Origin of the sequence: Phenylobacterium sp. (genome assembly GCF_965229015.1) — a bacterium.
Classification (GTDB): Bacteria; Pseudomonadota; Alphaproteobacteria; order Caulobacterales; family Caulobacteraceae; genus Phenylobacterium.
In genome coordinates, this window is sequence record NZ_CBDDIM010000002.1 from 708,444 (window position 1) to 726,001 (window position 17,558).

The following is a 17,558-nucleotide window of genomic DNA, read 5'->3' on the forward strand; positions in this document are numbered from 1 at the left end:
TGCGCAAAAGAATTCGCCGTATCCGGCGAGGCTTGGCGCCAAGTTGTGCTTAATTTCGAAGAATTCTGATCTTGTCTATGAGGAACGCGCTCGGTTCACTCCAGCATCGGGGATAGTGCGACAATAGAGCGCAGCCGTCGATTTCATGGGTGGCTGGCGCCGCGATGTGTTGCCGGATTTGTCGCCGTACCGGTTGGGCCGGGCCACTCAAACGCTTGTTTGGAAACGATTTCGACGGCGGGCCCACCAACTTGTCGGTGAACCATCGCGCGGACTAACGCGTTGATCAGGCGTCGCGATCCACTGCTGCGCTGCAGCATTCCGTCGTCGTGGGCACGGCCTGTTTACCGCAATGTGCGACCTGGGGGGATCGAACAAGAGTGTCGGAAAAGGAGTGAATCTTGCCGGCGGTCGCTTGCCTGAGGGTCGCGTTGGACGACGATCGGACGGGGCTCGACGCCGAGACCGTCAGCCGGCTGGTGGCGAAATTCTCGAGCGCCTACCTGGAGACCCGGTGGACCTGGCCGCGGCGCTTCGAACCGTTGACCTCGTATTCCTTCCTCCTGACCGATCCGGGCGCCGACGAAATGGACCCGGCGGAGCTTTCCCGCCTCTCCGAGGAGTTGCAGGTCAAGCTGTTCGGTGAGCGGGGCTTTGGGGAGGTCACGCTACTGTTGTTTGAAGGCCCGCTGGAGGCGGTCACCGCCTTCGCGGCGCTCGATGCGAGCGCCGTGGCCCGCGCCTTGGACGACATCTCGTTGCTTCCGGCCGGCGGGCGGCTGACGCAGATCAGGACCAACGCGTGGGAGTTGATCGTCTCCGCCAGGCCGGTCGAAACCGCAGCGCCAAGCGCGGCGGTTCCAGAACCCCCTTTGATCCGTTTCCAGGGTGTCTACCTGATCTCCAACGAAGTGTTCGTCGGCGACGTGATCTCAGCGACGCCAGCTTCGTCGCGTGTGGGTCTGAGCCTGCTCGATGGCCCAGCCCACTTGCCGACCGATCATATCGCGTTCGATTCAGACTGCCTGGAGGGCGGCCTGGCGATGCTCTCGGTCCCGGAGTTCAAGGGCGTCCTCTATTTCCCAGTATCGTATTCCAGTATGGCGCGGCCCAGCACGCGCGCGGTCTATGAGGGCATGTTCGCGAAGCTTCCCGCCGACCGGAGAAGGCAACTGGCCGCCGCGGTTTATGACGTGCCCCGCGACCCGGGATTCAGCGCCATGACCCAGCTCAAACGCACGCTGTCGGCCTATTTCGGGTCGATCCAGCTTGGCGTCACCGATCCGGAATTCCAGGTGGAGACGTTGCCGCCGGGAATTGTGAGCGGCGTCAACTATGTGCTGCCCGAAGGTGACGTGCGCTTCCGTCTGAAAGCCCTTCGTCGGTTCGTCGAGCGGCGGGATTTCTACAGGCGCAAGCAGATCTGGGCCTCCATCACGAATGTCCGCACCCGTATGGAGCTGGAGGCCTGCGCGACCCTACAGGTGCAGATCGTGACCGGCCCCGCCGTCTGTCCGCTGGGGCTCCAGCCGGTCGGCGGTCGTGTCCGCCCAATGGATCACCTGCCCGTCGCCGCTTGACCTCTAAGGGTCGGGAGCGGCGACGGGAGCGCTTGGGATTTGTAGCAGGTCCAGGGTCTCCGCTCTTGTTGCCATGCGAACGCCGGATGAGGCCGACACGGACGTCGCATCGTATCGCGGCATGTGGCGATCCATCAACATCAGGTCGAACGCTCTGGCGGTTGCAATCTCGATGGCCTCGCCGCCATTGGCGGCGAGGCGAACGTCGCAACCGATGGTCGCGAAGATCGAGCGCATGGCCGGCCGGCGCACCTCGTGATCGTTTACAATGAGCACCCACAGCACGGACGGAGCCGCTGACCCGATCAGGGTCCTGACCTTCCGCGGCGCAACTCGTCAGCATCTCATCATCGCCTCGAACGGCGTCGCGAAGCCCAGGCCCGCCTCATGACATCCTGGCTGGACTTTATACTAACCGGAGGTGGTGCGAGGCGCGCGCTGCGGCGTAAAGCTCGGTAACGTCACACGAGGTGGCCAGCACGGCGCAGGCTCGTGGGGCGCGGCCGGCTCGGGCGGGGGGTTGAGCGGTGCGAGCCGGCCGCGGCGCCTGAAGGTCGTGACTTCAAGGCGACTTACCATAACACCGCGGTGAGCAAAGGTGTAGGCCATCGGGGCGGTCAGCTATGTCGCTCTGGATCGGCCCTCGTTGCGGTCAATGCGGCTGGGCGGCCGGGGACGATTGCTTGGATTGACGCCTCGCCGGCAGGCCGCCCGCGAAGCCCCGCTTGATCGTCGGCGACCGCTACTCGCGTTCCGCTGCGAGCGCGCGCAGGATCATGATCAGGAGGTCGGGGTCGAACGGCCTGGCCACATGGGCCGCGCCCGGAACGCCGAATTTCTCAGTCGAATCATGACGGGCGCTGGTGATGAAGATCACGGCTATCGTTCCGTGCAGTCGTCTCGCATAGCGGGCGACGTCGAACCCCGTCGTCCCGGCCCGCAGGTCCGTGTCGACCACGAGAGCGTTGAAGGCGCGGGCTTCACGATCCAAGGCCTCGTACGCCGTCACGTCTGTGGACGCGCTCAGCACGTCGAAGCCGCAATCTCCAAGAACCTCGTCGAGCAAGACGCGGCTTACGCCATCGGGGTCCACGACGAGAACTCGAAACCCGCGCTCCAAACCGATCTGCGACACGCCTACCCCCACCTGCTCACCAGAACAGAGCGTCTTGTGTCGGAATACCCGCCGTTGGCTACGGCATTCTCGCGCGAGTTGTGTCGCGCTTGCCGCGCGGGCGACCCATCGCCGCTCAGGTTGGCTCTCGGCCCGGCGTGATAGGGGGCCGCGCCATCCGAAACGGGACGTCGCACGAGCGATCAGGTGGCCGGCAGGGCAGTTGCGCCCGCGTCGGCCCGCCCTGGAGGACACCGCGCCGCGCGGGGTGGTCTGACATGCGCTGGGAAGAGCGCGAATTTCACGTAGCGAGCGCCAATCTGCGGTTGTTAACGGTGCGTCAGGCGTTTCGACCTCAAGCTCTGACCTGATGGAGCGCAAGATGCCGACGTCACCGCGAACGCCTCACCGGCCAGCGACCAGCATCGCAAATCCGCACTCGGTCGCCTTCTCCATCCAGCGCCAGCGAAATCTGATCGTGCAGGGGCTCGGCATGGGCATGGTCAGCCTGATGGGCCTGGCCATCCTGCCGTGGTTCGCGGTTCTTGCCTGGACGCTGGTGGCGATCGCTGTGGTCGTCGTCGAGGGCCATTGCCTGCGGCTCATGGTCGGGGAAGGGCGCTCCGCACGCACAGCTGGCGCATGGGCGCCGGCGCTTCGGGTTCTTGCAACCACGGTCTACGCCGTCGCGGCCTTCGCCTTCATCGTGAAGGGCGGGGCGGGCTTGCGCATGTTCGCCTTCGCCCTGATGAGCGCCTCGGTGGTTCATGTGCTCATGCGCCACTACCGATCGCCTCTGATCCTCCTGGCGAGCCTTTCGCCCTACATCGTCGTCCTGGGGCTGGTCGGATTCGGTCTGACGCGCACGGCGTTGCAGCAGGGCGACCTCCTCGCCGCCCTTGCGCCCGGCTTCACGATCGCGATGTTCGCGGTCCAGTTCTGGTCGGCGCGCGCGCAGCTCGCGGGCGCCTGGACCGAACTGATGACCGCGCGCCAGGCGGCCGAAGAGCGTGAACGCGCCGCGGCCGCCGCCAATCTTGCGAAATCGCAGTTCCTCACCAACATGAGCCACGAGCTTCGCACCCCCTTGAACGGGGTGCTTGGCATGGCCCAGGCGCTCTCCACCGACCGGCTCACCCGGGTGCAGCACGAGCGCGTCAACGTCATCCGCCGCTCGAGCCAGAGTCTGCTCGCCGTGCTCAACGATCTGTTGGATCTCTCCAAGATCGAAGCCAGCGCCCTGGAGCTCGAAGTGGTCGAGTTCGACTTGGAGCACCTCGTGCGTGGCGTGGTCGCCGCCTATCAGCCTCTGGCCGCGAAGAAGGGGCTGGCGTTCGAGTTCGAGGTCACCAAGGAGGCTCGCGGCCGCTATCTAGGCGATTCGGCGCGCATCCGACGAATTCTCTACAGCCTCTCCGAAAACGCCGTGAAGTTCACCCATAGCGGCGGTGTGGCGCTCCGGGTCGACCGCGACGCCGGGCAGGTCGTCTTCCGCGTGATCGACACGGGCATCGGTATCGCCGACAAGGACCTCGCGCATCTCTTCGAAGGTTTCTTCCAGGCCGACTCGACGCTCACGCGCCGATATGGCGGCGCGGGCATCGGGCTCGCGATCTGCGGCGAACTCACCACGCTCATGGGGGGCGTAATCGAAGCCTCTAGCGAGCTCGGCCGGGGATCCACATTCACCCTCATGCTGCCGCTGCCGCCGGCCGCGGCCTTGGCGGAATCCAAAGCTACTGAGGCGCTTCCAGCACAGGCGGGACGGCCAGCGGAGCTTCGGGTCCTCGCGGCCGAGGACAACGCCACCAATCAGTTGGTCCTCAAGACCCTCCTGGCGCCGGCGGGCATTGCGCCGACCATGGTGGTCAATGGCCGCGAGGCCCTCGCCGCCTGGGAGGGCCAGACCTGGGACATCATCCTGATGGATATCCAGATGCCCGAGGTGAACGGCGTCGACGCCACGCGGGCCATCCGGTTGCGCGAGCTGGAAACCGGTCGAACCCGCACACCTATCGTCGCCGTGACCGCCAACGCCATGACCCATCAGGTCGCGGAGTACGAGGCGGCTGGAATGGATGGGGTGGTGGCCAAACCCCTCGAGATCGCCAACCTGTTCAAGGTGATGGAGCAGGCTCTGGTGCAGGCCGACGCCGCCGCGGCGGAACCCAGCCGGCAGACTTCAGCCGCTTGAAACGGGCATTCGTCCATAGGCCTGCTATCGGGTCGTGGATCGATGTCTGCCGGCAGGCCTGTCGCATTTTATTCGGGTGACCGACGACGAACGCGCCGAATCACGACGACCAGCTCACATCTTCCTGTCAACGAGTTCGACCAGCCGGCCGTCTTGCCAAAGCTCAACCTCGCTGACGCCCTCGGCAAGCACTGCGAAGCGTTGTCGCGCCGCGTCATCTTCAGGGCACATACATTCCTCCGCGAGTTCGGCTCGCCCATCAGGCTTCACGATATAGACGCGATAGACCTGCACGGTTTTTGCCTGGCGCGGAGGTCGGCGATCGGCGTCGGGTGTCGTTCACGAGGGGCGGCGGCACGGTGAAACTCGCCAGCCGCCAGTGGCCCGCGCCTTAAACCTCCGGGAAGCTTATCAGCGAAACCGCGGCCCGAGGGAGCCGGCCCATCCGCACAACCTGTTGATCGCCTGGGTGACCTGGCCGACCTGATGCGTCTTGCGCAGAGAGCGACCTTCCGCGGGAATTCGGTCGCTCGGGATCGGCAGTCCCGAGGTTACGACAAGGCGAACTTCAGGCCACCGTTCACGCACAAGGCGCGCGAGGTCCGCCTGCTCCAAGCGGCCCGGCACGGTCGCATCCGCAAGAAGGTCCACATCGGACCGCCGCTGGAGGACCTCAAGCGCATCGTCCACGCTTGTCGCGTCCACGAACGTGCAGCCAGCCTCATCGACCCCGGCGGTTATGGCCATCCGCACAACCGGTTCATCATCGACGAGCAAGACCAAGAATTGCGGTGGGCGGCCCATTCATGCCTAACAGGCTGGAACGATGGAGTTTCCACGGTTGAGGTCCGCGGAGCCTACGACCCGACCGGTAAACGATATGTCCACGATTCGGGCTCACTACCCGATCAGGGAGCACACCCGACCGCGAACTCGGATGGGCTAGGCTCACCCACTTGCTGGAGGACGGCCGCATCGCGATCGACCACAACATCGTCGGGCGCTCTATTCTGCCTCTGGCGCTGACCCGAAGGAACCGCCAATTCGCCGGCGGCGACCGCTGGGCGACCCGCGCTTCGCTCATCGAGGCGGCTTAAGACAATGACATCGATCCCAGGCCCACGTCACCTGAGCTAGACTGGTCGGTGCAGGGTGTGGTTGGGCGATTGCAGCAGGGGGCAGGGGGCAGGGGGCGAGGTGGAAACGATGGGGATTTCGCCGGAGGGCGGGACCAGCCGGGCGGGGCATATTGACGTTGATACGAGCTCCGGCTTGACGGTTTGCATCAAATGTTGGGGCGATATCGCAAGGCTGCCACGGCTGCGTCCGATTGCCCCCCCTGTGCCGTTGGCGGCCTGGCCCATGCTGCCGCTTGTATCATTGAGGACACGATGATGAGCGTTGAGGTTTCGCGTAAGAGCCCTGATCGGTTGGACCTGGCGCTTGGCGCTGCGGTGCGGGTCCGTCGTCGGGCCATCGGCATGTCTCAGGAGGGCTTGGCCGAACACTGCGGCATCAGTTTTCAGCAGATTCAGAAGTACGAAAACGGACTCAATCGCATCTCGTTCTCGCGGTTGGTGCAGATCGCACGCGCGTTGGGCTGCCGGGTCGCGGAACTGATAGACGTGCTCGACACGTCGGGCGTCGAGGCCGCGAACTATAGTGACGTGCTTCGTCAGACGCGCACGGCCGGGGCCCTGGAATTGCTCGACGCCTTCGAACGCCTGCCGAAGGAGGCCCGCGCCTCCCTGCTCGACCTGATGCGAAGCCTGACGGCGACAGAGGCCGGCAGAGCCTGAGGCGGCGCAGTCCCCCACCGACCTAGGCCTTGCGCTCGACATCATCCGGCGGGCGCGGAGCGATGACTTCGAGGCGGCCCTCGTCTTTGCCGCGACCCGGATTTGACCGAAGGCGCAACGGAATTGCGCCAGATCGCTGCGGACAAGAGATGTTGGATCAGGATGGCGTCAGCCTATCCCTCCAGCCCGGCCGTGAAGCATGTTCGCGCCATCGACAGGACCGATTGGATCAAGATCGACCGCGCGGCCTGCGAGGCCGGCTTCGATACACGGGGCCATCGACCGAAGGAGGCTCCGTAGGCCACGCCTTCGGGGATGACGACCTCCCCACAACACGTCCAGCCCCAGTTGGGGGACCGCGCCGACGCAAGCTCGAAGCAACCGTCAGGCTTGGGTTCGGGTCAGCTCGTCGCGCTCCAAGGACGCCGGATCCGGTTTCCCATATCCTCGCTGTAACGCCGCCCGCCATGGTCAATTCAGGTTGTCCGTACCCATAAAGCTTATGGCAAGCCTATCCCTATATCGGTCTCCCACTCTCAATGCGTCGGAGTACGCCACATGCAGGCGCCTAAGGCTGGCGGCGGCGTGCGCAGCCTGAAAGGTATCGTCGCGACGGCCGGCGCCGCGCGGGTGCTGAACCTGCACGCGCTGGCTGCCGAGGACCGGGACGATCCAGAATACAACCAGCGACCGCTGTTCATCCATCCGGTGCTGAACCGGTCGATCATCATGAAGTACAATGTGCCTTCGGGCGAGGAGGACAACCTCGCGCCGCGGCGCTTCAACTCGACCAAGATCGTCTTTCCCTTCGACCAGGACGATCTAGACCTTGGTGGTCAGGGGCTGTTTGTCGACCAGGTCGATTTCCCCAACGTGCTCGCCCGGGTCTTGGATTACACCGACCTGCCGCTGGGGCGGGACGTGAGGGTGCTGCGGACCTTGGATAGGCTGCCGACGCTCGACCCGTTCCTGGTCCGCGAGACCCTGAAGCAGCTGCAGATCGACGTCGGCCGATGCTATTCCCGGCTCAACAGCGCCGACCAGACCGAAATGCTCGCCTTCGTGGCCGGCGAGGTCGAGGCCCTGATCCGGCAGTGTTTCGGCGAAGTGAAGTCGAACGACCGGCGCTCGCGGCGGTTATCGCAGCTGTTGTTGGCCGAGCAGGACAATGCGGAACTCCAGCCGCTGCGCGACATCTTCAGGATGGATGTGTCGGAGTTCGCCGAGGCGATGTTCTCCTGGAAGGGCTTCCTCTACTACCGCTGGCGGAGCCGGACGTTGGCGCCGATGCTCCGATCCACCCTGAAGTCGCTCTTGGCGGTCCGGGCCGGGCGCTATGGTCGCATTGAGTCGGCGTTCGTCGTCAGCGCCAGCGAACAAGTGCAGCAGACCATCACCGCCGCATGGCGGGAGGTTGGACAGCGGCTGAGACTGTATGATCAGGCGTTTGCCTCCCTAACCGACCAGGAAAACCCCGACGGTTTCCGCTCCTTCCTGATGCGTGGCTCCGGCCTGTTTATGGAGATCGGCGCCCGGATCGGACAGATGGAGCAGGTGGTCAGCTTCTGGAACTACTGCTTCAGCGCCGAGCGACTCGCGGGGATGTCGCCGGAAGAGGTTCTCGACGGCCTGCGCGATCTGCTGCAGGCGTTGTCGATCGGGACAGGCCTTGGCGCTCAGAGCGGGGTTGAACAGCTCAATGGCGCGATTGAGAAGCTTCCGGCGCCTCCAGCCCAGCCGCTGCGGGCCGCGCGGGATTGATATGACCATGGGGTCGTTCAACCGACGTTGAAGAGGCCCAGGAACTCCCTGTCGGCGAAATAGCGAACCTATGCGGTAATCACCGGCGCCTGCTCTTGGCGTAGCGGAATCTCCAGCGAGGACTCCACTCGTCGGGCGTCATCCGCTCGTGCCACGAGGGGTGCGTTGAGTGGGGCCGCGCGCCTGGCGACGGGCGCGCTCGTTGGCCCAATCGGCAAGCCGGACACAACTGGCGGAGAATGCCGTGGGCAATGGCGGGTATCCGACACAAAACCCTGCGCTTGGGTAGGCGCGGTGGGGGACAGACGTGTCGCAGATCGATGGTGCGGAGTCCGAGTTTCGGGTGCATGTCGTGGATGCCGACCCTGTGACGCGCATTCTGCTGACTGAAATCCTTGGCGATCGAGGATTCGACGTGCTGTGCGTCTCCAGTGTGGCGGCCTATGAAGCCTTGGACCACGAGGCTCCGACGCTCGGCGCTCTCATCGTCGACAGCGACATAGGCGGCGGGATCACGGGTTTCGAAGTCGCCCGCTATGCGAGGCGACTGAACCCGGCGGTCCCGGTGATCTTCCTCTCCAACGCTCACCGTGACTCGGTTGAGAAGTTCGGCGTTCCCGGCGCAGCCCACGTGACCAAGCCATTCGACCCCGATCTGCTCATCATCATCCTGCGGGAGTTGGCCGCGGACCGGCGATAACGTCTGTCCGAACAATCACGCTCATGCGACGCAAGCAGCGCCGGCAGCTATGGGCGTTCAGCGCGGGGCGGCGGCGGCGCCGGGAATGTCGAGCGACCGCATTTCCCCGTTCGTTTCCTGAACCAGCAGCGTCACCGCCTTGCCTTGGTCACGCGCCTTGGCCGCCAGCCGCAACGCAGCTTCCTCCGCATCGACGCGGTACTGGAATTTCCCCATTTGGCTGTCGTGGGTCAGCACGCGCCACCCGTCGGCGAATCGAACGACCGTGAGCTCTGTGGCGTTCTCCATCACATGCACTCCTACGTGAAGGACCAGGGCGACCATGACTCCGGCGTTCGCCGCTGTGAATCCAGAAAAATCACCCGGACCGACCCATTCGCATGCGGGTCGCTGACGCTGACGAAGTCTCCACGGAGTTGGAGTAGGCGCAGTAATCGCCGACGGACGCCTTCACACGGCGTGGCCGCATTGAGTGACGCCGCCCCCAACCCATGCGGCAAATTGTCAGCGCCCGGTCCTCAACCATAGCGCGTTAACCAGCGGCACGTAGGGTTTGGCTCCACGGAGCAGTCCTGCACGGCCGGGAGCGCATAAGTGTCCGACGTCTACGATGCCTCTAGCCGCCTGACCGCTAGTTGGTTCTTCGAAAATGCACGTGAGCTGTTCGGCGTGGTCTCGCCGGAGGGGCTCATCCTTGAGATCAATCCGGCCTGGACGGCGCTCACCGGCTGGATGCCCGAAGAGTTGCTTGGGCGTAACCTCCTGTCGCTTTTGCATGCCGACAGCCGCGACCCCGTCGTCGAGATGGGGCGAAAGTTGACCCGCGACGGCGACGTCCCGTCGCGCATGCAGATGCGCTGTGCGGACGACCGCTGGGTCTGGCTTGAAGGTAGTGCTCGCCGCGGTCCCCAGGGCGAGATGATGGGCATGCTGCGCGATGTGACGGAGGAATACCGGCGCGCCGAAGCGCTGCAGCATGCGAGCCAAGTGGAGAAGCTGCTCTCCCAAACCGCCGGCGTCGGTCTCTGGCGCTACGATCCCCGGACGGAAGAAATTCTGTGGTCGGCGGAGTGGACCGCGATGCTGGCCGCCGCCGGGATCAGCATGAAGACGCCGGAGGAGTTTGTTCAAGTCTGTCATCCTGACGACTTCGAGCACGTGTTGGCCACGATTACCGCGGCGGTGGAGCAGGGCCATGCCGGCGCCTTCAACCACCGCATGCGCGCCGCCGACGGCCGCTGGATTTGGGTTCGGGCCCACGTCCACGCCGAGCCCGCGGCTGAGGGCGTGCACGTGGTGCATGGAATCTCGCAGGATGTGACGGAGCTCGCCGAGGCGCGGGGCGAGGCCGAGGCCCAGTTCCAGCGGTTGAAGATCGCCCTGCAAGCCGCCAACGCCGCCGTGGTCGAGATCGGCTATGACGAGCCGTTCTTATGGACTTCCTCAGGCTTCGACGACCTAGTCGGCCAGTCGATGACCTACGCACAAGCACGCGCGACGGTGTGGCCCTTCGTCCATCCCGACGACGCCACGACGGTCGGAACGGCGGTCGGATCGTGGCTCGACGGCGGCCCGGTCGAACCCCTGGATGTACGCATTCTGCTGCCCGGCGGAGCCGAGCGTTGGGTGCAGGTTTTCAGCGAGATCCAGAAGGATGTCGCCGGCCGCTGGCGGCGCAGCATCCACCTCATCAAAGACGTCGATCAACGTAAGCGCCAGGAGCTGGCGTTGGTCGAAGCCGAGAAGGCCGCCCAGGCGGCGACCGAGGCCAAGTCTCAGTTCCTGGCCAATATGAGCCACGAGCTTCGGACGCCGATGAATGGCGTCCTCGGCGTCCTGCATCTTCTCAAGGGCCAGGAGCTTCCGCCGCAAGCCCGATCCATGATCGATGAGGCCTTGTCCTGCGGCGGCATGCTCCAGGCCTTGCTCGACGACATCGTCGACTTCTCACGACTGGAAGCCGACCGTCTGGAGTTGGCAAACGAACCGGTCGATGCTCACGCGGTGCTGGAAGGCGTCGCAGCGATGCTGCGCCAGAAGGCCGAGGAGAAGGGCTTGGCGCTGACTCTGGAGATGGGCGCCTTGCCCCCCTGGATCGCAGGCGATGCGCTCCGGCTGCGCCAGTGCCTGTTCAACCTGATCGGCAACGCCGTGAAATTCACGCGCGAGGGGTCGGTGACGGTTCGGACCATGACGCGGACCGCCGTCGACGGGCCGCGCCTGCGCTTTGAGGTCGAGGACACCGGCATCGGCATTTCCGCCGAGGTCCAGGCCGTCCTCTTCGAACGCTTCCAGCAGGCTGACACCTCGACCACCCGCCGGTTCGGCGGCTCGGGTCTCGGGCTGGCTATCACCCGCAAGCTGGTGGAAATGATGGGCGGGGAAGTCGGCGTCATTTCCGCGAGCGGACAGGGCGCGACATTCTGGTTCGAGCTCCCGGTTGAGGAGATCGAGCCGCCCGTTCCGGAGGGGGCGGCCGAAGCCGCCGTGCTCAATGGCTGTCGGGTGCTGGTGGTCGAAGACAATCCCACCAATCGCATGATCGCCACCAAGATGCTGGAGAGCCTCGGCGCGATCGCCTCCGTGGCGGAGGATGGCGAACAGGGCGTCGAAGCCGCCCTGGGCGGCGACTTCGATCTCATTCTGATGGACATCCAGATGCCGCGGCTCGACGGAATGGAAGCGACGAGACGCATCCGTGCGTCCGCCAGTTCCGCGGCCTCCACACCGATCATCGCGCTGACGGCCAACGTGCTGGCGCACCAGTGCGAGAGCTACCTCGCCGCCGGTATGGACGGTGTCGTCGGAAAGCCAATCTCGCCCGCGAGGCTCCTGCGGGAGATCAGCCGGCTGGTCCAGCCCCCCCCGACGGCGGGCAAACATGAAATAGCTTACGCCGTCGCGCGGTAAGTCGCGCCCCTCCGACAACCGAGCTGCACCCCTCCCGACTTGGCGTCTTTCTATGGGTCCACTCCCTAGGTGCATCGTGAAGTACGCTCCCGCATTCGAGTTGCGCGCGGTCTTCCGGCCAGCGTCTCAACCGCACCGACGACCTCGTTTCGCCCAGGGTCGGGGTGATCTACGAGCCGACCGGCCCGGTCTCGCTCTATCTCAGCTATTCAAAGTCATTCCTGCCGAGCTCCGGAGACCAGTTCGCCTCGCTGACCGCCACGTCAAAGACCCTCGAGCCGGAGGCATTTGAGAACTATGAGGCCGGGCTGAAGTGGGAGATCAATCCCAATCTGATGCTCTCGGCGGCCGTCTACCCACTCGACCGCGACAACACCACGGCGCGCGATCCGCTCAATCCCTCGGTCACGGTCCAGACCGGCAGCCAACGCACCAAGGGCTTCGAAGTCGGTGTTTCCGGCAAGATCACCGAAGTGTGGGAGATCGTTGGGGGCTACGCCCATCAGGAGGCCGGGATCACCAGCGCCACCCTGGCCGCGCCGGTCGGTCGGAAGGTGGCGCTGACGCCCCGGAACACCCTCTCGCTGTGGAACAAGTATCAGATTGCCGATGCCTGGGCGGTGGGTCTGGGCCTGATCTATCAAGACGAGATGTTCGCGGCGATCGACAACGCTGTGACCCTGCCGAGCTTCACCCGCGTCGACGCAGCCATGTTGCATGACCTGACAGATCACATCAAGGTTCAGGTGAATGTTGAGAACCTGCTCGATGAGGACTATTTCCCGACCGCGCATTCCAACAACAATATCACTCCCGGCGCGCCCCGCACGATCCGCGCCTCGCTGACGGCGAGATTCTAGGCGATCCAGGCAGGTCCACCTTGCGCTCGCTGGCGCGGGCTCAGATTGGGGCGCTTCTGTCCTGGCTAGGCTGCGCCCGTCTTCAGACTCTCGGCCGGCAGCAGGGCGGGGTTCAACACCTGTCCATCGGAAACGCTCACGGGGTTGCCATGGAACACGAACGCGAAGTGCGGCTGGCGCGGATCGGCTCGCTTAGGAACCTTTGCCTTTGTTCGATCCTGCGGGATTTGCAGCGGGATGGGTGTGGGTAGGCGAGGCCGCTGACCGGCAAACCACGCCTCCATGCTCACCAAGGTCAGCCTCTGATAGGTGGCGGATCCGATCTTGAAGACACCGGCGTCGGCGGCTTCCTGACGCATCTCGGCGGTGGGATTAGACCGGGTGACGAAGACGCCCATTTGCGCCTGCTCCCGATCCAAGACCCGCCGGAACTCCCGTACCGGCGCGACCGTCGTCTTGCGGCCCGCCTTCACCTGGACGAGCAGCCGCCCGGGCGAGCCGGGTCCGGCGAAGAACCACATTTCGCCATCTATGCCCCCGTCGGCGCCCTTCTTGCCGTCGTTCCACATCTGGCACCCCAGCTCGTCGACGGCCCATTGCTGGAAGCCGTACGGCGCAGTGTCGCCGAGGGCTTCGGCGCTGGCGAGATCGGCGGGAATGCCGGTGATTTCCAGCGGATATTTGGGGCCGAAATTGGCTTTGACCCTCCGGTCGATCAGCCGAATCCCATAGTAGGAAACGTCGATCCCGACCCAATTTCGGTTCATCTGGGCGGCGGCGTGGATCGTGGTTCCGCAACCGCAGAAGGGATCAAGCACAACGTCGCCCGCATTGCTTGACGCCTCGATGATCCGGCGAAGCAGCGGGACAGGCTTTTGCGTTGGGAAGCCGATCCGCTCGTTCGATGCGGCGTTCACAGGAGGAATGTCCGTAATGATGTCTTGGATCGGCGTTCCCTTGCCCACGGCGAGGTAACGCTTGAAGCGCGGCACCTTACCGCGCGGAGGCCAGTAGATCAGCTCGGCGTCGTCCAGCACGTCGAGCCGGTCCTGAACGTTCATCTGGGCGTAGCCCTGGGGAAACACAAACCACTCAGGCAAGGCGCGGTCGGGCGGCAGTTCCCAATGTCGACCACCCGACGTGGGGTCGGTGTCCCTCCACGGCGCGCCGCTGCTGGCGTCGATGCGGCGGCCGGGACCGGTCAGGGAGATGTCCTGGAAGACCCCGCGCTTGTCCTTCTTGTTGTAGTGCCCGTCCAGATAGGCGTCCTCGTACTCCTGGTAGGTCCGGTTCCACGTGTACTTGTCGGACATCGTGTAGAAGAGAAGCACATCGTGAATTGGTCCCCAACGCTTTGCGCGACCGTGGGCCCCGGTGCGTTTCCAGACCACCTCATTGCGGAAATTCTTCGGGCCGTAGATCGCGTCCAGGATGATCTTGAGATAGTGGCTCGCGGTCGGATCGCAGTGGAGATAGAGGCTTCCGGTCGGTTTGAGTACGCGACGGATTTCAAGCAGACGAGCTGACATCATGGCGAGGTAAGCCATGGTATCGCTTCGCCCCAACGCAGATCGAAGCGCGTTCAGGATCGCTGCGGAGGCTCCCCCATGCGCCACCACATATTCAAAGCAAGCTTGAGCTTCCTCTTCCCAATGCCAACTGTCATTGAACACCGACCGTTGCGCCGTCTCCCGCTGATTGGCCGGCGTCTCGTAGAGGACGTTATATTCGGCCTTCGAGTTGAACGGCGGGTCGAGGTAGACGAGATCGACGGACGCGCTCTCGACATGCTGGGCCAGGACCGGAAGATTGTTGCCGAAGTAGAGTTTATTCATAGAGGCCCCCGCCACTACAGCGCGCAATAGTTGCAAATTGTGGTGAAGATCGACTTGACGAACGTGGTTGCTCGTTCGTTAACCCGAGGGGTTCAGCTGCACGCTCGTCCATGACCACATCGACCACTGCGTGGCCGATGCCCGAGCGGCGATGCGGCCAAGGCGAGCGCTGGCGCGTTCAGAGACATCACGAAGTAGCTCTGAGACGCCAGTGCTCGAAGTTCTGGCCGATCGCACCAGTGGGCGCCGGCTTGGCGACGGCCGCACTGGGCCTCCTCGCTACGAACTTGCTGTGGCGGCCCTGAGGATGGAGATGATCGGCTATGTCGGGGTGGACCCGGTCGTGAACGCCATTACCGATCGCCTGCGCTGGCGCGCCTTTCCTGGTCTCGCTGGACCTCGACTAGGGCGCCTCGCGTTGAAGCGATCTTGTGATCACAAGTAAGCTAGGCCTCAGCGCTGCGGACCTGAACGGCGGATGACGTCAAGCCTCAGCCAACAATCAGGACAAGGCTGCTCCACTTTCTCCCAAGCCCTGCAGGCTCATGAAGGAGACCTCCGATGAAAGTGCTATTGGCGGCTTTGGTGGCCACGACCGCGCTGTCCGCCGCGGTTCCGGCCAGTTCGCAAAACTACTATGGCCGCGATCAGCGCGACTATGGTCGTGGGCAGAACGATTGGGAACGGGGCTCGAGCTATCGCCTCTCCCAACGTTTCGACCACGCCTATCGAGGCATCCAGCACGGCCTGGAGGACGGGTCTTTCACCCGCTGGGAAGCCCAAGGCTTCTTTGAGCACGTCCGGGAACTGCGCCGCCGGCTCGCTTACTACCAGCGGGACGGTCGCCTCAACGGCTGGGAGCGACAGGATCTGGACCGTCGACTGCAGCGCCTGCACGACGTAATGCACGCCGCCCATGAGGATGGCCACGTCGCCCAGCGCGATTACGGCGACGATGACGACGACGATCACGACCATGATCGCCGCTAGGGTCCAAGACGCGAACGCGCGTGTCTCTGTGGGCCAGGCGATCGCCAGGATGACCTATACCCCGCAGCAGGTGGAGCAGCCGAAACAAGGATAGGAAATTTGCCATGATTGTCCGACGGTAGCTGTCGATCCCCGGCGCGGTCGTCGCCGTGACCTGCCTAATTGCGACGCAAGCTTCTGCGCACGCCGATCTGGTGCGTTCCATGCCGAGAGTTGGGCCACCGTTTCCGCGCCGCGCAGCATCGACCTTATGTTCAGCGAGAAGCTCGTTCCGGGTTTCTCACCGTTTGAATTGACCATAGTCGACCACGCCATGGGCGTGCCGGTGCGAGCGACGGTCTCGAAAGACCGCAAGAATTACCGGTAGGAACAAAGAATGATGAGGGGCGCCTACAAGCCAACCTGGCGCACGGCCTCGAACGCGCTGAACCTGCGCCGTGCCGGGCGATCGGTCGCTCAATTGGCGAGCCAGGCGCAACTGGCGCGAGAATGCCGCAGCCAATGTTCGGAACCAGCCCTAGGCGCCTGCGTTCGAGGGGGCGGCAGGGCGGGCGTTATCGAAGGTTGGTCGGCCGTATGGAGTTCGAGTTTCGGGTGCTTACTGTGGACGCTAACGATAAGACCTGCGTCCTGTTGAACAACCTCCTTGGAGATCGGGGCTTCGACGTCATGTGTGTGTGTCCACCGAGGTGGCGGCATACAAGGCCTTGGACCACGAAGCCTCGACGCTGGACGCCCTCATCGTCGACATAGACGTCGGCGGCGGGACGATGGGCTTCGGTGTCGCCCGCTATGCGAGACGACTCAACGGGGCGATCTCCGTGATCTTCCTCTCCAGCGCTCACCATGACTCGGTTGAAAAGTTCGGCGTCTCTGGCGCAGCCCATGTGGCCAAGCCGTTCGACCCCGGCCTCCTCGTCATGATCCTGCGGGAGCTGGCGGCGGAGCGCACCTAGCAGCGTCCCGAACGACGTCGCCCCGATGATGCGTCCCTCGGTGACGTTCTGCGGGCGAGCCAAGCCATCCGAGGACGCCCGGCCTTTACGTCCTGGCCGTCAACGCGCGAGGATGGCCTCTTGACCGGCCGGCTCCTGCAATCCGTACGACCGCCAGCTCCGAGGCGTTCCCCATCACGCGCTACTCACCAGGAGGGTGGTCCGCCAACCCGCCCCGGGCGTCTACCGTCGAGCCTCACGAAGACGCACCCGGACCCCACGCGCGCATTGGGGCCGTGAGGCAGGCGGCGACGCCCGAACTGCTGCTCCAGCCACGCCGGTCGTGACGGCGCGGCGATGATCGGTAGACATGGGGACGAAGGCTCGAGTTCGACGAAATTCCAAGCATGGATTGGCTTTCGGCCTACAATCGGCGTCTGCCGCGCCACATGCGCGGCGAGAGTCCGTGGTGCCGCCATATCGCGCGTATATCGTGAAGCCCAATGGGCGAGCGGAACTCGCCGAAGAGTTCCTGTGCGCGGACGATGACGAGGCGCGCTTACGCTTCGGCGTGCTGGCCGAGGGCGCCGCCAAGGCGGAGCTTTGGCAGAACGGCCGGTTGGTCGAACTCATCGACAGGAAAACGCGCTAGGCGTGCGGATAGGTCGCTCGCGTCGTCGCCTGTGGGCAAGGCCCATCCGTCGGCGCCATTCACGACCACTCGCCATGTCCGTGCGGTCGGCGGCTAAACTTGCGCCCGCGACATCCCGCCGCATCCGTCCTTCCCCGGGGCGTTTCGACACAGCCTCCTAAAGATCGGAAATCTCGCCAGAATCCGTGGCGTCGAGAAGGCGCCCAACTCGTCGTCCGCCGACGGTCC

The 17,558-nt window shown here is 64.4% G+C and carries 16 protein-coding genes and 1 pseudogene; 11 read left to right on the forward strand and 6 right to left on the reverse strand.

The features are described 5' to 3' along the window. Positions 1-431 precede the first annotated feature (431 nt). Entirely contained in the window at positions 432-1,580 is a 1,149-nt protein-coding gene (locus ACO06I_RS19770) for a hypothetical protein (RefSeq protein ID WP_421934331.1), read from the forward strand. Positions 1,581-1,583: 3 nt separating this feature from the next. Here ACO06I_RS19770 and ACO06I_RS19775 read toward each other — a convergent pair whose 3' ends face one another. Then, positions 1,584-1,865, reverse strand: coding sequence for a response regulator (locus tag ACO06I_RS19775; RefSeq protein WP_421934332.1), 282 nt, complete (start codon positions 1,863-1,865; stop codon positions 1,584-1,586). A gap of 457 nt (positions 1,866-2,322) precedes the next feature. Continuing rightward, complete coding sequence (locus tag ACO06I_RS19780; protein ID WP_421934333.1) at positions 2,323-2,715, reverse strand: response regulator; 393 nt, start codon at positions 2,713-2,715, stop codon at positions 2,323-2,325. A 349-nt stretch (positions 2,716-3,064) separates the two neighbouring features. Here ACO06I_RS19780 and ACO06I_RS19785 point away from each other — a divergent pair, with 349 nt between their 5' ends. Next, positions 3,065-4,888 (forward strand): ATP-binding protein, encoded by a 1,824-nt coding sequence (locus ACO06I_RS19785; RefSeq protein ID WP_421934334.1) that lies wholly within the window; start codon positions 3,065-3,067, stop codon positions 4,886-4,888. Positions 4,889-5,002: 114 nt separating this feature from the next. On the opposite strand, the gene ACO06I_RS19790 is transcribed toward ACO06I_RS19785, so the two are convergent. After that, positions 5,003-5,182 (reverse strand): hypothetical protein, encoded by a 180-nt coding sequence (locus ACO06I_RS19790; protein ID WP_421934335.1) that lies wholly within the window; start codon positions 5,180-5,182, stop codon positions 5,003-5,005. Between the two features lie 117 nt (positions 5,183-5,299). After that, the gene (locus ACO06I_RS19795; protein WP_421934336.1) at positions 5,300-5,665 is read right to left on the reverse strand and encodes a hypothetical protein; all 366 of its coding nucleotides are present in this window, start codon (positions 5,663-5,665) and stop codon (positions 5,300-5,302) included. A gap of 101 nt (positions 5,666-5,766) precedes the next feature. Here ACO06I_RS19795 and ACO06I_RS19800 point away from each other — a divergent pair, with 101 nt between their 5' ends. The 4 genes from ACO06I_RS19800 (at position 5,767) to ACO06I_RS19815 (ending at position 9,148) form a co-directional block, all read left to right on the forward strand. Further along, the gene (locus ACO06I_RS19800) at positions 5,767-5,985 is read left to right on the forward strand and encodes an IS66 family transposase (RefSeq protein ID WP_421935108.1); all 219 of its coding nucleotides are present in this window, start codon (positions 5,767-5,769) and stop codon (positions 5,983-5,985) included. 297 nt (positions 5,986-6,282) lie between these two features. Next, positions 6,283-6,687 (forward strand): helix-turn-helix domain-containing protein, encoded by a 405-nt coding sequence (locus tag ACO06I_RS19805; RefSeq protein WP_421934337.1) that lies wholly within the window; start codon positions 6,283-6,285, stop codon positions 6,685-6,687. A gap of 558 nt (positions 6,688-7,245) precedes the next feature. Further along, positions 7,246-8,448, forward strand: coding sequence for a hypothetical protein (locus tag ACO06I_RS19810; RefSeq protein ID WP_421934338.1), 1,203 nt, complete (start codon positions 7,246-7,248; stop codon positions 8,446-8,448). 307 nt (positions 8,449-8,755) lie between these two features. Beyond that, positions 8,756-9,148 (forward strand): response regulator, encoded by a 393-nt coding sequence (locus ACO06I_RS19815; protein WP_421934339.1) that lies wholly within the window; start codon positions 8,756-8,758, stop codon positions 9,146-9,148. Between the two features lie 57 nt (positions 9,149-9,205). Here the strand turns inward: ACO06I_RS19815 and ACO06I_RS19820 are convergent, their stop codons facing one another. Further along, the gene (locus tag ACO06I_RS19820; protein ID WP_421934340.1) at positions 9,206-9,436 is read right to left on the reverse strand and encodes a hypothetical protein; all 231 of its coding nucleotides are present in this window, start codon (positions 9,434-9,436) and stop codon (positions 9,206-9,208) included. Between the two features lie 306 nt (positions 9,437-9,742). On the opposite strand from ACO06I_RS19820, the gene ACO06I_RS19825 reads away from it, so the two are divergent. Beyond that, on the forward strand, positions 9,743-12,058 hold the full coding sequence (locus ACO06I_RS19825) for an ATP-binding protein (RefSeq protein WP_421934341.1): 2,316 nt from the start codon (positions 9,743-9,745) through the stop codon (positions 12,056-12,058). Positions 12,059-12,189: 131 nt separating this feature from the next. Continuing rightward, positions 12,190-12,918: pseudogene (locus tag ACO06I_RS19830) on the forward strand (TonB-dependent receptor); the annotation flags it as partial. Between the two features lie 65 nt (positions 12,919-12,983). On the opposite strand, the gene ACO06I_RS19835 reads toward ACO06I_RS19830, so the two are convergent. Further along, entirely contained in the window at positions 12,984-14,753 is a 1,770-nt protein-coding gene (locus ACO06I_RS19835) for a DNA methyltransferase (RefSeq protein WP_421934342.1), read from the reverse strand. Between the two features lie 561 nt (positions 14,754-15,314). Between ACO06I_RS19835 and ACO06I_RS19840 the strand changes: the two genes are divergently transcribed. The 3 genes from ACO06I_RS19840 to ACO06I_RS19850 all read left to right on the forward strand — a co-directional run bounded on the left by ACO06I_RS19840 (position 15,315) and on the right by ACO06I_RS19850 (position 17,330). Then, positions 15,315-15,743: a hypothetical protein gene (locus ACO06I_RS19840; RefSeq protein WP_421934343.1), complete on the forward strand. Its 429-nt coding sequence runs from the start codon at positions 15,315-15,317 to the stop codon at positions 15,741-15,743. 707 nt (positions 15,744-16,450) lie between these two features. Then, positions 16,451-16,699, forward strand: a complete 249-nt coding sequence (locus tag ACO06I_RS19845; protein ID WP_421934344.1) for a hypothetical protein — start codon at positions 16,451-16,453, stop codon at positions 16,697-16,699. Positions 16,700-17,144: 445 nt separating this feature from the next. Next, on the forward strand, positions 17,145-17,330 hold the full coding sequence (locus ACO06I_RS19850; RefSeq protein ID WP_421934345.1) for a hypothetical protein: 186 nt from the start codon (positions 17,145-17,147) through the stop codon (positions 17,328-17,330). The last annotated feature ends 228 nt before the right edge of the window (positions 17,331-17,558 follow it).